We start from the raw sequence: 16,850 nt of genomic DNA, 5'->3' as shown, positions 1-16,850 counted from the left end.
ACGCAGCGGCACGGCCGCAGTTCCTGTCCCGGCGCGACCGATCGGGGTCGGAAGTCCACTAGGAACGAGATCGATCGGTCGTTTCGCGGCGGAATAGGATGTAGAGCGCCGGCAACACCAGCAGCGTCAGCAAGGTCGAGGACACGATGCCGCCGATCACCACCGTAGCCAGCGGCCGCTGCACTTCGGCACCGGCACCGGTGGCCAGCGCCATCGGCACGAAGCCGAGCGAGGCCACCAGCGCGGTCATCAGCACCGGCCGCAACCGCGTCAGCGCTCCCTCGCGCACCGCCTCGACGATCCGTCGCCCTTCGGTCCGCAACCGCTCGATGAAGGTGATGATCACGAGGCCGTTGAGCACCGCCACGCCGGACAGCGCGATGAATCCGATGCCAGCGCTGATCGACAGCGGAATGTCGCGCAGCAGCAGCGCGAAGACGCCGCCGGTCAGCGCCAACGGCACGCCGCTGAACACCAGCAGAGCGTCGGCCGCCGAACCCAGGCTGATGAACAACAGCAGGAAAATCAACAGCAGCGCGATCGGGACCACGATGGTCAGGCGCTGCGTCGCCGAGACGAGCTGCTCGAACTGCCCGCCCCAGCCGATCCAGTAGCCAGCCGGCAGTTTGACCTTGTCGGCGATCAGTTGCTGCGCCTCGCCGACGAACGAGCCGAGGTCTCGGCCGCGCACATTGGCCGAGACCACGATGCGGCGCTTGCCGTCTTCCCGGCTGATCTGGTTCGGCCCCGGCGCCACCACGATCTCGGCGAGCTCGGACAGTGGCGCGTAGCGCATCTGCGCCAGCGATGAGATGCCGAACGTCGCCGGTGTCGGCTTGGCCTGCCCCTCGATCGGCGGCAGTGGGATCGGCAGCGCCTTGATCGCTGCTATATCGGTGCGGATCCGATCCGGCAGCCGGACCACGAGATCGAAGCGGCGGTCGCCTTCGAACACCAGCCCGGCCGATTTGCCGCCGACCGCGATCTCCACCAGATTCTGGACGTCAGCGACATTGATGCCGAAGCGCGCCAGCGCCCTGCGGTCGAGCCTCACGGTGAGCACCGGCAGCCCAGCGACCTGCTCGGTCTTGACGTCGGCGGCGCCTTTGACGCTCTGCAACACCGACTGCACCTGACCGGCGACCTGCATCAGCACATCGAGATCGTCGCCGAAGATCTTGACACCCACGTCGCTGCGGACGCCGGAAATCAGCTCGTTGAAGCGCAGTTGAATCGGCTGCGACAATTCGTAGAGGCTGCCAGCCACCTGCTCGGCCGCCAGTTCGATCTGCTGGACTACATCGGCCTTCGGCTTGTTCGGATCGGGCCATTGCGCGCGCGGCTTCAGCATCACGTAGCCGTCGGAGATCGATGGCGGCATCGGATCGGTCGCGACCTCGGCGGTGCCGGTGCGGGCGAACACCTTGCTCACCTCCGGGATCGCCAGGACGCGCTTCTCCAGCGCGATCTGCATGTCGAGCGACTGCGTCAGGCTGGTGCCGGGGATGCGCATCGCCTGGATCGCGACGTCGCCTTCGTCGAGACTCGGGATGAACTCGCCGCCCATCCGCGTCGCGGCGGTGCCGCTCACCACCACCAGCGCCACCGCGACAACCACAACGAAGCCGCGCATCCGGATCGCCAGATCGAGCAGCGGCAGATAGGCGCGGTGCGCCAGGCGCATGAACCAGTTTTCTTTCTCGGACACTTTCCCGGTGACCAGGAGCGCCACCGCGGCGGGCACGAACGTCATCGACAGCAGGCTGGCGCCGAGCAGCGCCATCAGCACGGTGAGCGCCATCGGGGTGAACATCTTGCCTTCGACGCCGGTCAGCGTCAGCACCGGCAGGTACACCACCGCGATGATCAGCGTGCCGAACAGACTCGGCTTGATCACTTCGCGCGAGCCGGCGATGATGGTGTCGAACCGTTCCTGGCGGCTCAGCAGCCTGCCCCGCCGCTGCTGCTCGTGAGCCAGCAGCCGCAGGCAGTTCTCGACGATGATCACGGCGCCGTCGATGATGATGCCGAAGTCGATCGCGCCGAGGCTCATCAGATTGGCGCTGACCTTGTTCTCGAACATCCCGGTGATGGTGAACAGCATCGACAGCGGGATCACCAGCGCGGTGGCGATCGCCGCTTTGAAATTGCCGAGGATCAGGAACAGGATCGCGATCACCAGCAGCGCGCCTTCGACCAGGTTCTTCTCCACCGTGGCGATGGTGGCGTCGATCAGGTGGGTACGGTCGTACACCGCGCGCAACGACATGCCTTCCGGCAGCGACTTCTCAATCTGCTCCAGCCTCGCGGCGACGCGTTGCGCCACGGTGCGGCCGTTCTCGCCGATCAGCAGCATCGCGGTGCCGAGCACGACCTCCTGACCGTTCAGGGTCGCGGCGCCTGTGCGCAGATCGGTCCCCTCCGCCACCTCGGCGACATCCATGATCCGGACCGGCACGCCGCCGCGCGAACCGATCACGATCTGCCGGATCTCCTCGATGTCGCTGACCTGCCCCGGGGTGCGCACCAGATACTGCTCGCCGTTCTTCTCGATATAGCCGGCGCCGACATTGGCGTTGTTGGCGGCGAGCGACGTCATCACGTCGCGGAAGCTGAATCGGTAGGCCATCAGCCGTGCGGGATCGGGCAGCACGTGGAACTGCTTGGCGAAGCCGCCGATGCCGTTGACTTCGCTGACACCCGGAACGTTGCGCAGTTGCGGCTTGACGATCCAGTCCTGCGCGGTGCGCAGATCGCTCGGCGTGAACGGCTTGCCATCCGCGCGCGTCGCGCCCTGCTTCGCCTCGACCGTGTACATGTAGATTTCGCCGAGGCCGGTCGAGACCGGCCCCATCGCGGTGTCGATTCCAGCCGGCAGCACGTCCTTGGCGCGCTGAATGCGCTCGTTGACGAGTTGCCGGGCGAAGTAGATGTCGGTGCCCTCCTTGAACACCACGGTGACCTGGCTGAGCCCGTAGCGCGACAGCGACCGCGTGTTGACGAGGCTGGGCAGCCCGCCCATCGCGGTCTCGATCGGAAACGTGATCCGCTGCTCGACCTCGAGCGGCGAATAGCCGGGCGCATTGGTGTTGATCTGAACCTGGACGTTGGTGATGTCCGGCACCGCGTCGATCGGCAGCCGGGTGAAATTCCATGCGCCGAACGCCGCCATCATCAGCGCGCCGATCATCACCAGCCAGCGCTGCCGGACGGAGAATACGAGAATCCGGTCGATCATGCGCGCCCCCCGGCCACCGGCAGTACCAATTCAGTGCTCATGCGATGCCGATCCCTTGCCGAGTTCCGCCTTGACGACGAAGCTGTTACCGGCCGCGTAGCGGTCGCCGTCGTCCAGGCCGGCGACAATCTCGACGTGATCGCCATCCCGGGCGCCGAGCTCGACGTGGCGACTCTCGAATGTGTCGCCGATGCGGACGAACACCACGCTGCGGTTCTCGATCGTCTGGATCGCCGAGGCGCGCACCGCGACCGGCACAGGCTTTGCCGAGAGGATCAGCCGCGCCGAGACGAACAGACCCGTGCGCAGACGCAAGCCGTCGTTGGGCACGACAGCGCGGGCCAGCGCGCTCTGGGTGTCGCTGCTGCCGACCGGCGAGATGTAGGACAGCCGCGCTTCGATCGGCGCGCCGTCGTCGGCGACATCGATCAGGATCTGGTCGCCGATCCTCACCCGCGGCAGATCGCTCCGATACACCGACAGGTCGACCCACACGGTGGAAACGTCGGCGACGATGAACGCCGGCTTCTGCTCGGAGGCGTATTCGCCGAGTGAGATCTGGCGATCGATCACCGTGCCGGAGATCGGCGCGCGCATCTCGTAGACGCTCAGGCTCTGATTGCTTTCGATCCGGGCGAGCAGTTCGCCCTTGTCGACCGTGTCGCCGATCCGCTTCTTGATTTCGCGGACCACGCCGGGAAACCGCGGCGTGACCTGAACCAGCGTCTCCTGATTGGGCTGCAGGATACCGTTCAGGACCAGCGAGTCGTGCAGCGTCTCGGCCTTGGCGGTGCGGATCTCGATGCCCGACGCCGCCACCTTGGCGTCGTTCATCTCCACCACGCCGTCCTCGCCGTGGCCATCGTGATCGTGGCCCTTCTCGCCCTCGCCGTGGGCGTGCCCCTTGGTGACTTTCGACTCCTGGTGCGGCGGATGGCCGAATCCGATCGGCGCGTAGGCGGACACGGCGGCGCCGAGCGCGAACATCGCGGCGGCGCCGCAGATCATCATCAACGGCTTCATCATCGCGCGCCTCCCCGCGCCAGTGCGAACGGATTGCCGACCAGCCCCTCGATGGTGGCGACGGCGACATGGAAATTCTGTTGCGCCTCCTGCTCGCGCAGCCTGGCCTGCGCGACGCTGGACTGTGCATCGAGTAGTTCGAGCAGCGAGTAGCGCCCCTGGCCGTAGCCTTCGGAAATCGCGGCGGCGGCATCTCTGGCTTTCGGGATCGCGGTGTCGCGCAGGATCGCCAGTTCACGCAGCGCGCCTTGCAGCGAGTCGTAGGCGCGGCCGGCGACCACGATCAGGGTGTTACGATTGGCCTGACGCTCGGCCGCGATCTTCGCCAGGTTCTGCTGCGCCGACAGGATGTTGCCCTGGTTCTGATCGAACAGCGGGATCGGCACCGATACCGACAGGCGGACGGCACTGTCACCGGTCTCATTGTAGCGGCGCAGTCCGGCCGACACGGTGACGTCGGGATACGGCTTCAGCCGCGCCAGCAACAGCTCGGCATTGCGCTGCGCGTACACCGCCTTCCAGCGCACCAGTTGCGGATTGGCGTCGATCGCCGCGACCACCGAGCTGAACGCCGGCGGCTTGCCGATCGCCTCCAGCCGTCCGGATACCGCGGCGAATTTCGGCGCGGTGTCGCCCATCAGGATCGCCAGTTCGCGGCGCGCGGTGTGCAGAGCCGATTTGGTCCGCTCGCGGTCCGCCTTCACCAGCGCGGAAGCAACCTCGGCTCGGCCGGTCTCGGCAACCGACGATGCCCCCGCTTCGACGCGGCGCTGCAGCAGCGGCGTGATGGCGTCGATCGCGGCGATCTGCTCGTCGAGAATCTGAACTCGCCGCTGCAGACCGAGCACGGTGACGAAGGCGATCGCGGTCTCCGACAGCACTTCGAGCCGCACCGCCTGGCGTCCGATCGAGGCTGCATCGAGCCCGGCCTGACCGGCAGCGATGCGGGCGTCGCGCTTGCCCCACAGCTCGAACATCTGGCTGATCTGCAGCGTCGATTCCGCCGAACGGGTGCCGCGATACGCGCCGGAACCGAACGAATTGTCCTGCTCGTAGGAGATTTCGGGATTGATCAGCGCGCCCGACTGGATGCGCTGGCCGCGCGCGATGCCGACGTCGCGTTCGGCGGCGGTGAGCCGCGGGCTGGCGTTGAGCGCGCGTTGCAGCGCATTGCCCATGGTCAGCGTTTGCGCGCACGCCTGTCCCGCCAGCACACAACCGGCGATCAAGACAGTCGCGCACGCGAACCGCGTGGCGATCGGAAACAGCATGATGAAGACCTGACGAACGACGGATTCAGGGCGCGCTGCGCCCGGCGGTCATATTCAGATCAGGGCTTTTGGTGGCGGGGGATCGATGACGCGCAGGATGCTGCGGCGTTCGGCATCTTGATGCCGCAGCGGCGCGCTGGTGAGCTCGGATGTGGTCGCCACAACGCTTGGGCTCGGCAGCGACACCGAGAAGCAGCCGTGGCAATGGTGCTCGCCCACGATCGCCTGGTCGGAATGATCGCCGCCGGAGGACGCCAGAGTCACGATCGCCGTGGCGGAACCGGAGGTTACATCGAGGTCGTGCACCCCGTGCACGGCGCCCGCGAACAGATACACCGCCAGCACGAACGCAGCGACGACTCTGCGCGAGATGCGCAGCAGGCGATGCTGAAAGATGTCGGCGGATGGCGTCACGATGGCTCTCACGGGTCGAGACCAGCGGATAACACGCGTTTTGCATCGCTGTCGATCCGCAATAACGTAACACATGGCGTCGGATCGATCTGTCGCAGCCGTGGAACCCGCCGCTGGCGATCAAACCACCGGAGGCGTGGTCGCCCCCGCGCCGAGCGATCGCTGCACCATCACCGTATCGGCCCAGCGGCCGTAGCGATAGGCGACGCCGGGCAGCCGCCCGACGGTGGCGAAGTCGAAGCTGTGGTGCAGAGCGAGCGAGGCGGTGTTGTCGGCGTCGATATAGCCGATCATCTGGCGGAATCCCGCGGCGGCGCAGGCATCGATCAGCTCGTGCATCAACAATCGGCCGATGCCGCAGCCAAGGTGATCCGGGTGCACATAGATCGAATGCTTGACGGTGTAGCGATAGGCCGGCCGTTTGCGGAACAGCACGACGTAGGCATAGCCGGCCACCGCCTCGCCACGGAGTGCCACCAGATGCGGAAAGCGGCGGTTGCGCAGGTTCTTGCGCCGTTCCTTCAGATCGTCCGGCTGAGGCATGCCGCTGTCGTCGATCCCTTCATCAAGCCCGCGACGGATGTAGTAGCGATAGATGTCGAGCATCGCCTCGACGTCGCCGTCGTGCGAGGAACGGACCAGGATCGGCAAGGCGCTGTCCACGGCAACTCCGAAAGTGGGACGAGTCTATTCGGCCACGACGTAAGTGTGGAGACACACCCGGCCGGCTTCGTCGAACTCGCGATAGACGCCTTGAATCTCGACGTCGAAGCCGGGGAATTCGTTGAAGCTGCGCTCGAACATCTGCAAGTAATCGAGCATCGGCTTGGCCCGCTCGCTCAGTCGCTCGCCGGGCACGATGGTCGCGATCCCCGGCGGATACACCACGAACGGCGTGGTGGCGATCCGGCCCGCAATCCGGCTGATCGGCAGATAGTCGACGTCGTTGCGGACCAGGCACCGCGCCGCGTCGTGCGGCGACATCGCGATCTCGGGCAGGTGTTCGGCCAGAAACTGCTTGGCTTGCAGGCCGCTGACATCGGCGTCGCGGAAGAACCGGTGCATCTGGCCGCACAGATCGCGCAGCCGCACGCCCGCATAGCGCGCCGGCCGGCGCCGGCTGAATTCCGGAATCACCTCGTCGAGCGGGGCATTGTCGTCGTGCAGCTTCTTGAAAGCGACCAAGCCGCTGATCAGCGTGCCGGCCTTGCTCGCCTCGACGCCGGGCGTCAGCAGAAACAGCAGCGAGTTGAGATCGTTATTCTCCGGCACGATGCGGTTCTCGCGCAGATATTGCGCCACCACCGGGGCCGGAATGCCGTGCTCGGCATAGCGGCCGGTGGCGCGATCAAAGCCGGGCGTCAGCAGCGTCAGCTTGTTCGGATCGGTCATGACGAAGCCTGGCGTCATGTTCGCGAAGCCGTGCCAGCTCGCGTCCGGTGCGATCTGCCAGAACGCCGGATGGGTCGCGAGCTGATCGGTGCTCACCGCCTCCCAGGCGACGTCGTGCACCGCGCCTTCGCGCGCGGCATCCGCAATCGTCACCCGATCGGGTACGAACGGATCGAAGAACCAGCGCCGCTCCGGCCTCGCCTCCTTCTCTTCGAACTCGCGCCGCACCGCGCGGATCTTCTTGCGCAGCTCGATGCCGAGCCGGATCGTATCGTCCCACAGCACCTCGCCGGAGCGGCCCTTCATCATCTGCGCACCGACATCGAGCGAAGCGAACAGCGGATAGAACGGCGACGTCGAGGCGTGCTGCATGAAGCTCTCGTTGAAGCGCCGATGCTCGACCCGCCGCTTCTGGCCGCGGATGTGGCGATCCTTGATGTGGATCTGCGACGCCTGCGAAAAACTGGCGAGCTGCTTGTGGGTCGACTGTGTCGCGATGATGCCGGGCGCGTCCTCGCCGAGATTAGCGAGCCCCATCGCGAAACGGCCCGCATACAGCGGATGAAACTTCATGAAGCCGGCCCAGGCTTCGTCGAACAGGATGTAGTCGCACAGATTTCCGATGCGGCGCAGGATCATCTCGGCGCTGTGGATGGTGCCGTCATATGTGCACTGCTCGACCACCGCGACCCGGAACGGACGCGGCTTGCGCCACGCTTCCGGGTCCTTGACCAGCGGATGGCTGCGGATGCGTTCGCGTAGCGCATCTTCGTCCAGCGCGCCCCATGCCATCGGCCCGATCAGGCCCCAGGCGTTGCGGACGGTGGGGATGTAAACCGGAATGCCGCCGGCCATCATCAGCGCGCCGTGATGCGCAGCCTTGTGGTTGTTGCGATCGAACAGGACGAGGTCGCCGTCGGTCACGAGCGCGCCGAGCGCGACCTTGTTGGAGGTCGAGGTGCCGTTGAGCACGAAATAGGTCTTCTCGGCGCCGAAGATTTGCGCGGCCTCCTTCTGCGCGCGCAACGCCGGCCCCTCGTGGGTGAGCAGATCGCCGAGATCGAGCACCGAATTGTCGAGGTCGTCGCGGAACACCGCCTCGCCGAGATGTTCGATGAACACCCGCCCGATCGGGCTGCGACTGTAGAACATGCCGCCGTTGTGGCCGGGACAGGTCCAGAGCTGGTTGCCCTCCTCGGCGTAGTCGACCAGAGCACCGAAGAAAGGCGTCTTCAGCGTGTCGGCATATTGCTTCAGCCGGCTGATCAGGTTGCGGGCGATGAAGGTCGGCGTCTCCTCGGACAGGAAGACGTAGCCGTCGATGAAATCCAGCACCTCGACCGGCACTTCCTCGAACCGCTTGCGGCGGATCAGCAGCACAATCGGGAAATCGAGACCGCGCCGCCGCATCAGGTTGATCAGCGCAGCAGTCTTGCCCTCGAGTCCCTTCTTGCCCCAGTCGACCACCATGCAGCCGATGGCAGCGTCAGTCTGCACCGCGATCTCGGCATCTTCGAGCTTGCGCGCCTTGACGATCTCGAAGCCGGACCGCTCGATCTCGGCGACGATCTGGTTGAACCGGATGCCCTCGAGATCATCCGCCTCGAAGGTGGGGGCCGAGAACAGGAAGGTGAAACGCCTGAAATAGTCCATGAGGGTGCCCACGTGAATCGCCGACACTCTCTCGCCGGGTTGTGTGACAGTGTGGTGACGTGAACCTTAGACGCGCAGGATGGCGCGAGGCCGGCCGCAACAGCCAACGGCGAAAGCTTCAGATTGGATCGACCCATTGGGCTTCTGGTGCGAGTTCAGGGCCTCGCAATGCGGACGATGGGCCTGCGGACTAATCAGCCGGTCCCATGGCCACCACGACGACCAAGTAAATCGCACGAGCCCCACGGGGGCGAGCATATCCGCGACACGCGTCAAGCCGTATTCGCTGAGCATCGAAAGAGATTGAGAAACCGGCTCGCACTGAAGATTGCGGCGGACACCACCTAAACCGACCCTTTGATTGCTATGTCTCGTCTTAAGGGTGGGCTTGGTGGGCGCACTAGGGCTCGAACCTAGGACCCGCTGATTAAGAGTCAGCTGCTCTACCAACTGAGCTATGCGCCCGCAGCCGTTTCGGCTGGGTCCCTTGCGGGGACGGCGTCGTTTAGCAAAGCCCACCCGGGATGTCCAGCAATGCGGACGACTTTTTTCGGTTCTGTGACGAGAATATTCGGCGGACGAAAATAGCTGCGGTTTCAGCGGGTTTTGAGCGCCCGAAGGCGGCCCGGGTGCGCGCTGCGGCGCCTCCCCGCTTCGCCGATGTCAAGACAGGCTACGTCGAGCGTTTCCGGCGCTCGGCTGGCGCTGCGCCGCAGGCGCATGGCGGGTCGCGGGGACAATGCCGTCACCGACCTGCGAAGAGAACATACGGCGCGCGCAGCGGCGCGCCGGATGTCATTCCTGCAGTCCGTCCTAGAGCCGGCTGGGGCCGTCGCCATCGTCCATCGGGCCGCGGCGATCCATCATCGGACCGCGGCCGCCGCGCTCCCAGCGCGGGCCGCGATCGTCGTCGCCGTCCCGGTCGCGATGCATGAAGCCGTGACCATGGTGGTGCCAGCCGAAGCCGCCGCCCTCCATGCGGGTGAGCACCCGCAGCCGGCGCTTCTGGCCGTCGTCGAGCGACTTGTACAGCGGGTCGGCGGCGTCGGCGACTTTCTTCATCGCGGCGGCGGTGGCGGCCATCTGTTCGGCGCGGTCGCGCAGCCTCGCCACCGGATCGATGTCGCGCGGATCGCGGTCGTCGTTGCGCGCCTTCATCCGCGCCTCGGCGCGGTCGATCCGCAGCTTGACCATATCCTTCACCGCGGCCTCGACCGGCGGCCACAGCCTTTCCTGATCCGGCGTGAGCTGAAGCCCGGCCTTCACCGCAGCGATCTTGGCATCGGCGAACGCGCTGCGATCCTGAGCGCTGAATGCGTGCCGGCCGTGACCGAACCAGCCACGGTGATCGGCGTAGGCGGCAGTCGAGCCGGCGAACACCAGCGCGGCGACGCCGGCGAGCAGAACCTTCTTCATGGCAACCTCCTTCGAAAAGGTGCCGCGAGGATCGTTCGGCGCAGGCCGGGGTGCAACTTAAGGTTTGGACAGAAACGGACGGATTACCTTTCGGTAACCCGGCCGCTTTCGAGACCATCGCGCGATCGGCGATCGACTAGATCATTTCAGCGCTGGACCGAACAACAAATCCGGCAGGAACGTCGAAATGATCGGGACGTAAGTGATCAGGATCAGGAAGCTGAGCAGCACCATCAGCCACGGCAGAGCCGCCCGCACCACCTGCATCAGAGGCATTCCGGTGATACCGGACGCCACGAACAGGTTGAGTCCCACAGGCGGCGTCACCAGCCCGATCTCCATGTTCACGACATAAACGATGCCGAGATGGATCGGGTCGATCCCGAGCTGCATCGCCGTGGGGAACAGGATCGGGGCGGTGATCAGCACGATCGCCGTCGGGTCCATGAAGTTGCCGGCGACCAGCAGGATGATGTTGACGATCAGCAGGAAGTGCCAGGGCTGAAGCTGCGCATCGATGATCAGCCGGGCGATGTCCTGCGGAATCTGCGCCGTGGTCAGCACGTGGCCGAACAGGAAGGCGTTGCAGATGATGAACATCAGCATCACCGACACCCGCCCGGAGTCGAGCAGCACCTGCGGCACGTCGACGATCCTGAGATCGCGGTAGATGAAGACGGCGGCGATGAAGGCATAGACCGCCGCCACCGCGGCAGCTTCGGTCGGCGTGAACACGCCGCCGTAGATGCCGCCCATCACGATGAAGATCAGCATCAGGCCCCAAAGCGCCTCGCGGAACAGCGTCAGCCGCTCGCGCCACGGCACCTTCGGCTGTCGCGGCAGCTTCTTGATCCGCGCGGCGACATAGATCGCCACCATCAGGGCGAGGCCGAGCAGCAGGCCGGGAATCACGCCCGCGACGAACAGCCGGCCGACCGACGACTCGGTCGCCGCGGCGAACACCACCATCACGATCGAAGGCGGAATCAGGATGCCGAGCGTGCCGGCATTGACGATCACGCCGGTGGCGAAAGCCTGAGAGTAGCCCACCCGCACCATGCCGGCGATCACGATCGAGCCGATCGCCACCACGGTCGCCGGCGACGAGCCGGACACCGCCGCGAACAGCATACAGGCGAGCACCGAGGCGATCGCCAGACCGCCGGGCAGATGCCCGACCGCCGCGATCGCGAAATTGATCATTCGCTTGGCGACGCCGCCGGTGGTGAGGAAGTTGCCGGCGAGGATGAAGAACGGGATCGCCAGCAGGGTGAACTGTTCGGTGGTCTGGAAGAATTTCAGCGACAGCGACGCCAGACTGTCGTTCTGGAACAGCAGGATCGTGAGAATCGAAGACAGGCCGAGCGAGATCGCGATCGGCATGCCGATCAGGAGAAAGCTGAACAGCGAGGCGAACAGAAAGATGGTGTTCATCGCTGCACCGTCGTGGCGTCGAGTTCGGGATGATGTTGCACGTGGTGAACCGCTTCGCGCGCCTCGTCGGCGAGTTCGTAGCCGCCGGAGCGGCCGGTGACGATGCGCCAGCCCATTTCGATCAGCCGGACCGCCAGCAAGATGAATCCGATCGGCAGGCACAGCGACAGGATCCAGCGCGCGACCGGAATGTCCTCGGCCTCGACGTCGATGATGAACAGCCGGTACACGTATTCGTAGGAGCCGTAGATCATCAGCCCGGCGTAAAGCAGGGCCAGCGCCACCACCAGCAGTCCGACCAACCGGCGCGGCGTGGGAGGCAACTGGTTGACCAGGGCGTCGACGCCGATATGGGCGCGAACCCGCACGCAATAGGCGATGCCGATCATCACCAGCCAGGCGAACATGTAGAAGCTCGCCTCCATCGCCCAGATGAAACCGGAATTGAAACCGTAGCGCAGCACGACCTGCACGAAGGTCAACAAAGTCATCGCGCCGAGGATGAAGGCGATAAGCCCCTCCTCGACGCGGTGGAAGATCTTCCGCAGCGTCACCGCGCGCCCCCTATGTCAGCCGAGACGAGGTCGGCCGCGGATCACCGCGGCCGACCGTTCGACTAGTTGGTTTTCGTTTGGTTGGATGCGACCGCCGCGTCGATCAGATCCTTGCCGATGGCGCCTTCGAACTTGGCCCAGACCGGCTTCATCGCGTTGACCCACTGCTTGCGCTGCTCGGGAGTCAACTGATGCACCTTGCTCACGCCGGAGGCCTCGATCTTCTGCTTGGCTTCCTCGTTGAGCTTGTTGGCGACGTCGTTGTTGACCTTGGTGGCCTCGTCCATCGCCTTCTTCAACTGACCCTGCATCTCCTTGGACAGGCCGTTCCACCACTTGGCATTGACGACGACCATGTAGTCGATCACGCCGTGGTTGGACTCGCTGATGTCCTTCTGCACTTCGTGGAACTTCTGCGAGTAGATGTTCGACCAGGTGTTCTCCTGGCCGTCGACGGTGCCGACCTGCAGCGCCTGATACACTTCCGAGAACGCGAGCTTCTGCGGCACGGCGCCGAGCTGCTGGAACTGCGCGGCGAGAATGTCGGACGCCTGAATGCGGAACTTGAGTCCCTTGGCGTCTTCCGGCACCAGCAGCGGCTTGTTCGCCGAGATCTGCTTCATGCCGTTGTGCCAGTAAGCGAGGCCGAGGAAATTCTTGGCCTCCATCGACTTCAACAGCTCCTGTCCGGCCGGACCCGCCTGGAAGCGATCAACCGCTGCGATGTCGTCGAACAGGAACGGCAGATCGAACAACTGGATCTTCTTGGTGAACTTGTCGAACTTCGACAGCGACGGCGCGATGAACTGCACGTCGCCGAGCGCGACCGCTTCCATCTCCTTGGCGTCGCCGAACAACTGCGAGTTCGGGTAGACTTCGACCTTGACCTTGCCGTCGGTGTACTTCTCGGCCAGCTCCTTGAACTTCTCCGCGGCCAAGCCCTTCGGAGTGTTGGGAGCTACTACATGGCTGAATTTGATGACGATCGGCGACTGCGCTGCGGCCGGTCCCACCAGCCCGAACACGGCGATCGACGCGAGTGCTAGAATGGATTTTCGCATGTTTTCTCCCGATTCCTTGTGAGGAACGCACCCGCGTTCCCGCCCATTCGATTACCAGCCGCACCAATACAGAGAAGCACTACGAAAGGCTATTGCCCCTTCGCAGGGGTGCCGTCAACAACTGCTGCAACGCGAAAGAAAGGGCGGTGCACAACGGCACCGCCCTGTTTGTCACATTCGAAAAGTTGTGGGTCGCGCGTCCGGTTGTGCGACCATTTCACACAATCAGCCGGCCACGGCCACCGCCGGCGTCTCCTCGCGCGAGCTGCGCTGACGCTTGGCGACGATCTTGTTGAGCGCCCCCAGATACGCCTTCGCCGACGCCACCAGGGTATCCGGATCGGCGGCGCGTGCGGTCATCGAGCGGCCCTCGTGGCTCAGCCGCACCGAGACTTCGGCCTGCGCGTCGGTGCCCTCGGTGACGGCATGGACCTGATACAGTTCCAGCTTGGCGTCGTGCGGCACCAACGCCTTGATGCAGTTGAACACCGCGTCCACCGGGCCGTTGCCTTCGGCTTCCTCGATCCGGATCGCACCGTCGACGTCGAGCTTCATGGTGGCGCGCTGCGGGCCGTGGGTGCCGGCGATGACGGTCAGCGACTTCAGCTTGATCTGGTCCTGGCCGAGCGTCATCTCTTCGTCGACCAAGGCCTCGATGTCCTCGTCGTAGACGTCCTTCTTGCGGTCGGCCAAAGCCTTGAACCGCACGAACACGTCCTCGATCTGGTTCCGCGACAATTTGTAGCCGAGCTCTTCCAGCTTGTGGATCAGGCCGGCGCGGCCGGAGTGCTTGCCCATCACCAGCGAAGTACCCTTCACCCCCACCGTCTCGGGGGTCATGATCTCGTAGGTCTGGGCGTTCTTGATCATGCCGTCCTGGTGGATGCCGCTCTCGTGCGCGAACGCATTCCGGCCGACGATCGCCTTGTTGTACTGCACCGGGAACGAGGTCGCCGCCGACACCGTCTTGGAGGCGTGGGTCAGCACCGTGGTCTCGATCCGGTTCCAGTACGGCAACTTGTCCTGCCGCACCCGCATCGCCATCACCACTTCTTCCAGGGCGGCGTTGCCGGCGCGTTCGCCGATGCCGTTGATGGTGCATTCGATCTGGCGCGCACCGCCCTCGACACCGGCCAGCGAGTTGGCGACCGCCAGACCCAAATCGTTGTGGCAGTGCACCGAAAACCGTGCCTTGTCGGAGTTCGGCACGGTCTCGCGCACCTTGCGGAACAGCTCGCGATACTCCTCGGGAACGGCGTAGCCGACGGTGTCCGGCAGGTTGATGGTGGTGGCGCCGGCCTTGATCGCCGCCTCGATGCAGCGGCACAGGAAATCGAACTCGGTGCGAGTGGCGTCCTCGGCGGACCACTCGACGTCGTCGGTGTGGTTGCGGGCGCGGGTCACCGACGAGATCACCATCTCGTAGACCTGCGTGGCCTCCATCTGCAGCTTGTACTTCATGTGCACCGGCGAGGTGGACAGGAAGGTGTGGATGCGGCCGCGCTCGGCCGGCTTGATCGCCTCGGCGCAGCGGTCGATGTCCTTGTGGGCCGCGCGGGACAAGCCGCAGATCACCGAGTTCTTCGAGCGCTTGGCGATCTCGTGTACCGCCTCGAAGTCACCGTCCGACGCAAACGGGTAGCCGGCCTCGATCACGTCGACGCCCATGTCGTCGAGCATTCGGGCGACGTTCAGCTTTTCTTCGAACGTCATGGTGGCGCCCGGGCACTGCTCGCCGTCGCGCAAGGTGGTGTCGAATATGATGACGCGGTCCTGTTCGGACTGGGTGGTGGTGGTCATGAAGAATGTCCTTTGGTCGGGGCGCCGCGCGGGCGCATGAGGGGCTGACTGTCGTGCGATCCCCTGAGTGCCCAGGCAAAACTGCCCAGACGGCGCTCAGGGGCGGCTAAGAAGCAGCAGCCCGCCAAGCGCGAGGGTTTCGAGCGCGAGGGTCGAGATCGGCGCGGTCGGAATCGCGGACGCGGCGGAAACCGCCGTTCCTTCCATCCCGATACTGGCGCGACCCATCGTCATTCCCGACACCTTCATGGCCCGATCGTCGTCGACTTCTGTTGAGAGAAGGTTGACGCAAGTGTCCGACGGACCGAACGATTAATCTTGTAAACGACCTCGCCACCGTTTCGCAACGCCAAATCATGATCAAAACCCCCGATAAAGCGTCAGAAACACTGACCTAAACCATGGTCGGGTTGGCGATGTGCCGCCGTGGGTTTCTTCACCCGCCGAAACCGCTTATGGCTGTGCACCAGCCGCACGACCCCGACCGGAGCACCGACGTTGAACTCGATCGACCTTTCCACGCTCGCCGCCGCCAGCCCCACCATCCGCCACGACTGGACCCGTGAGGAAGCCGCGGCGATCTATCATGCGCCCTTCGCCGATCTGATGTTCCGGGCGCAGACCATCCACCGCCAGACCTTCGATCCGAACCAAGTGCAGTGCAATCAGCTCCTCAACGTCAAGACCGGCGGCTGCGCCGAGGATTGCGGCTATTGCAGCCAGTCGGCGCATCACGACACCGCCCTGCCCGCCTCCAAGCTGATGGAGCCGGCCAAGGTGATCGAGGCCGCCAAGGCGGCGCGAGATGCCGGCGCAACGCGCTACTGCATGGGCGCGGCGTGGCGCTCGCCGAAGGAGCGCGACATGGCTCCGGTGATCGAGATGGTAAAGGGCGTCAAGGCGCTCGGCATGGAAGCCTGCATGACACTCGGCATGCTGACCGACGATCAGGCCAAGCAGCTCGCCGACGCCGGGCTCGACTACTACAACCACAACATCGATACCTCGGAAGAGTTTTACGCCTCGGTGGTGAAGACCCGCAGCTTCGGCGACCGCCTCGACACGCTGGAAAAGGTGCAGGACGCCGGCATCAAGGTGTGCTGCGGCGGCATTCTCGGCCTCGGCGAGAAGCCGACCGATCGCGTCGAGATGCTGCGCACGCTGGCCAACCTGCCGCAGCATCCGGAGAGCGTTCCGATTAACATGCTGATCCCGATCGAAGGCACCCCGATCGCCAAGACCGCGACGCCGGTCGACCCGTTCGAGTTCGTTCGCACCATCGCGCTGGCGCGGATCATGATGCCGAAGTCCGACGTCCGCCTTGCCGCCGGTCGCACCGCGATGAGCGACGAGATGCAGGCGCTGTGCTTCCTCGCCGGCGCCAACTCGATCTTCATCGGCGACACCCTGCTGACGACGCCGAACCCGGGAGACAGCAAGGACCGCATGCTGTTCAACCGCCTCGGCATCACCCCGCGCGACGACCTCGGCGTTCACGCCCACGGCTGAGAGGCGACGACGCTCCGATAAACGCGTCACGGCCGGGGTTTGTCCCGGCCTTGACGAACTCCTTGCGCGTGTAAGCTCATGGTTC

General features: G+C 64.9%; 13 protein-coding genes and 1 tRNA gene. 1 reads left to right on the top strand and 13 read right to left on the bottom strand.

The window, feature by feature from the left end; translation table 11 throughout:
• Positions 1-58: 58 nt before the first annotated feature.
• The 13 genes from FLL57_RS06250 to FLL57_RS23275 all read right to left on the bottom strand — a co-directional run bounded on the left by FLL57_RS06250 (position 59) and on the right by FLL57_RS23275 (position 15,505).
• Positions 59-3,238, bottom strand: a complete 3,180-nt coding sequence (locus tag FLL57_RS06250; protein ID WP_142882421.1) for an efflux RND transporter permease subunit — start codon at positions 3,236-3,238, stop codon at positions 59-61.
• 30 nt (positions 3,239-3,268) lie between these two features.
• Positions 3,269-4,264 carry a divalent metal ion exporter adaptor subunit IhpB gene (ihpB, locus tag FLL57_RS06245; RefSeq protein WP_142882420.1) on the bottom strand — a complete coding sequence of 332 codons (996 nt, stop codon included), beginning with the start codon at positions 4,262-4,264 and terminating at the stop codon, positions 3,269-3,271.
• On the bottom strand, positions 4,261-5,532 hold the full coding sequence (ihpA, locus tag FLL57_RS06240; RefSeq protein WP_142882419.1) for a divalent metal ion exporter subunit IhpA: 1,272 nt from the start codon (positions 5,530-5,532) through the stop codon (positions 4,261-4,263). The genes ihpB and ihpA overlap by 4 nt, the downstream gene beginning before the upstream one ends.
• Before the next feature lie 54 nt (positions 5,533-5,586).
• The gene (locus FLL57_RS06235; protein ID WP_142882418.1) at positions 5,587-5,946 is read right to left on the bottom strand and encodes a hypothetical protein; all 360 of its coding nucleotides are present in this window, start codon (positions 5,944-5,946) and stop codon (positions 5,587-5,589) included.
• A gap of 120 nt (positions 5,947-6,066) precedes the next feature.
• Entirely contained in the window at positions 6,067-6,609 is a 543-nt protein-coding gene (locus FLL57_RS06230) for a GNAT family N-acetyltransferase (protein ID WP_142882417.1), read from the bottom strand.
• Positions 6,610-6,633: 24 nt separating this feature from the next.
• Entirely contained in the window at positions 6,634-8,991 is a 2,358-nt protein-coding gene (locus FLL57_RS06225; protein WP_142882416.1) for an Orn/Lys/Arg decarboxylase N-terminal domain-containing protein, read from the bottom strand.
• A gap of 389 nt (positions 8,992-9,380) precedes the next feature.
• Positions 9,381-9,456, bottom strand: a tRNA-Lys gene (locus FLL57_RS06220).
• A gap of 348 nt (positions 9,457-9,804) precedes the next feature.
• Positions 9,805-10,407, bottom strand: coding sequence for a Spy/CpxP family protein refolding chaperone (locus tag FLL57_RS06215; protein ID WP_142882415.1), 603 nt, complete (start codon positions 10,405-10,407; stop codon positions 9,805-9,807).
• Between the two features lie 141 nt (positions 10,408-10,548).
• The gene (locus tag FLL57_RS06210; protein WP_047310018.1) at positions 10,549-11,841 is read right to left on the bottom strand and encodes a TRAP transporter large permease; all 1,293 of its coding nucleotides are present in this window, start codon (positions 11,839-11,841) and stop codon (positions 10,549-10,551) included.
• Positions 11,838-12,395, bottom strand: a complete 558-nt coding sequence (locus FLL57_RS06205; protein WP_047310017.1) for a TRAP transporter small permease — start codon at positions 12,393-12,395, stop codon at positions 11,838-11,840. Before FLL57_RS06205 ends, FLL57_RS06210 begins: the two co-directional genes overlap by 4 nt.
• 62 nt (positions 12,396-12,457) lie before the next feature.
• A complete protein-coding gene (locus tag FLL57_RS06200) occupies positions 12,458-13,456 on the bottom strand; it encodes a TRAP transporter substrate-binding protein (RefSeq protein ID WP_013503148.1) in 999 nt (332 codons plus the stop codon).
• A 225-nt stretch (positions 13,457-13,681) separates the two neighbouring features.
• Entirely contained in the window at positions 13,682-15,256 is a 1,575-nt protein-coding gene (locus tag FLL57_RS06195) for a 2-isopropylmalate synthase (protein ID WP_013503149.1), read from the bottom strand.
• A 96-nt stretch (positions 15,257-15,352) separates the two neighbouring features.
• Complete coding sequence (locus tag FLL57_RS23275) at positions 15,353-15,505, bottom strand: hypothetical protein (protein WP_164631698.1); 153 nt, start codon at positions 15,503-15,505, stop codon at positions 15,353-15,355.
• Between the two features lie 249 nt (positions 15,506-15,754).
• Here FLL57_RS23275 and bioB point away from each other — a divergent pair, with 249 nt between their 5' ends.
• Positions 15,755-16,765: a biotin synthase BioB gene (gene bioB / locus FLL57_RS06190; protein ID WP_013503150.1), complete on the top strand. Its 1,011-nt coding sequence runs from the start codon at positions 15,755-15,757 to the stop codon at positions 16,763-16,765.
• Positions 16,766-16,850 lie beyond the last annotated feature (85 nt).

The sequence above is a fragment of the Rhodopseudomonas palustris genome (genome assembly GCF_007005445.1).
Classification (GTDB): domain Bacteria; phylum Pseudomonadota; class Alphaproteobacteria; order Rhizobiales; family Xanthobacteraceae; genus Rhodopseudomonas; species Rhodopseudomonas palustris_G.
Note: the sequence above shows the minus strand (reverse complement) of the source record. Positions and strands in the feature narration are given on the sequence as shown.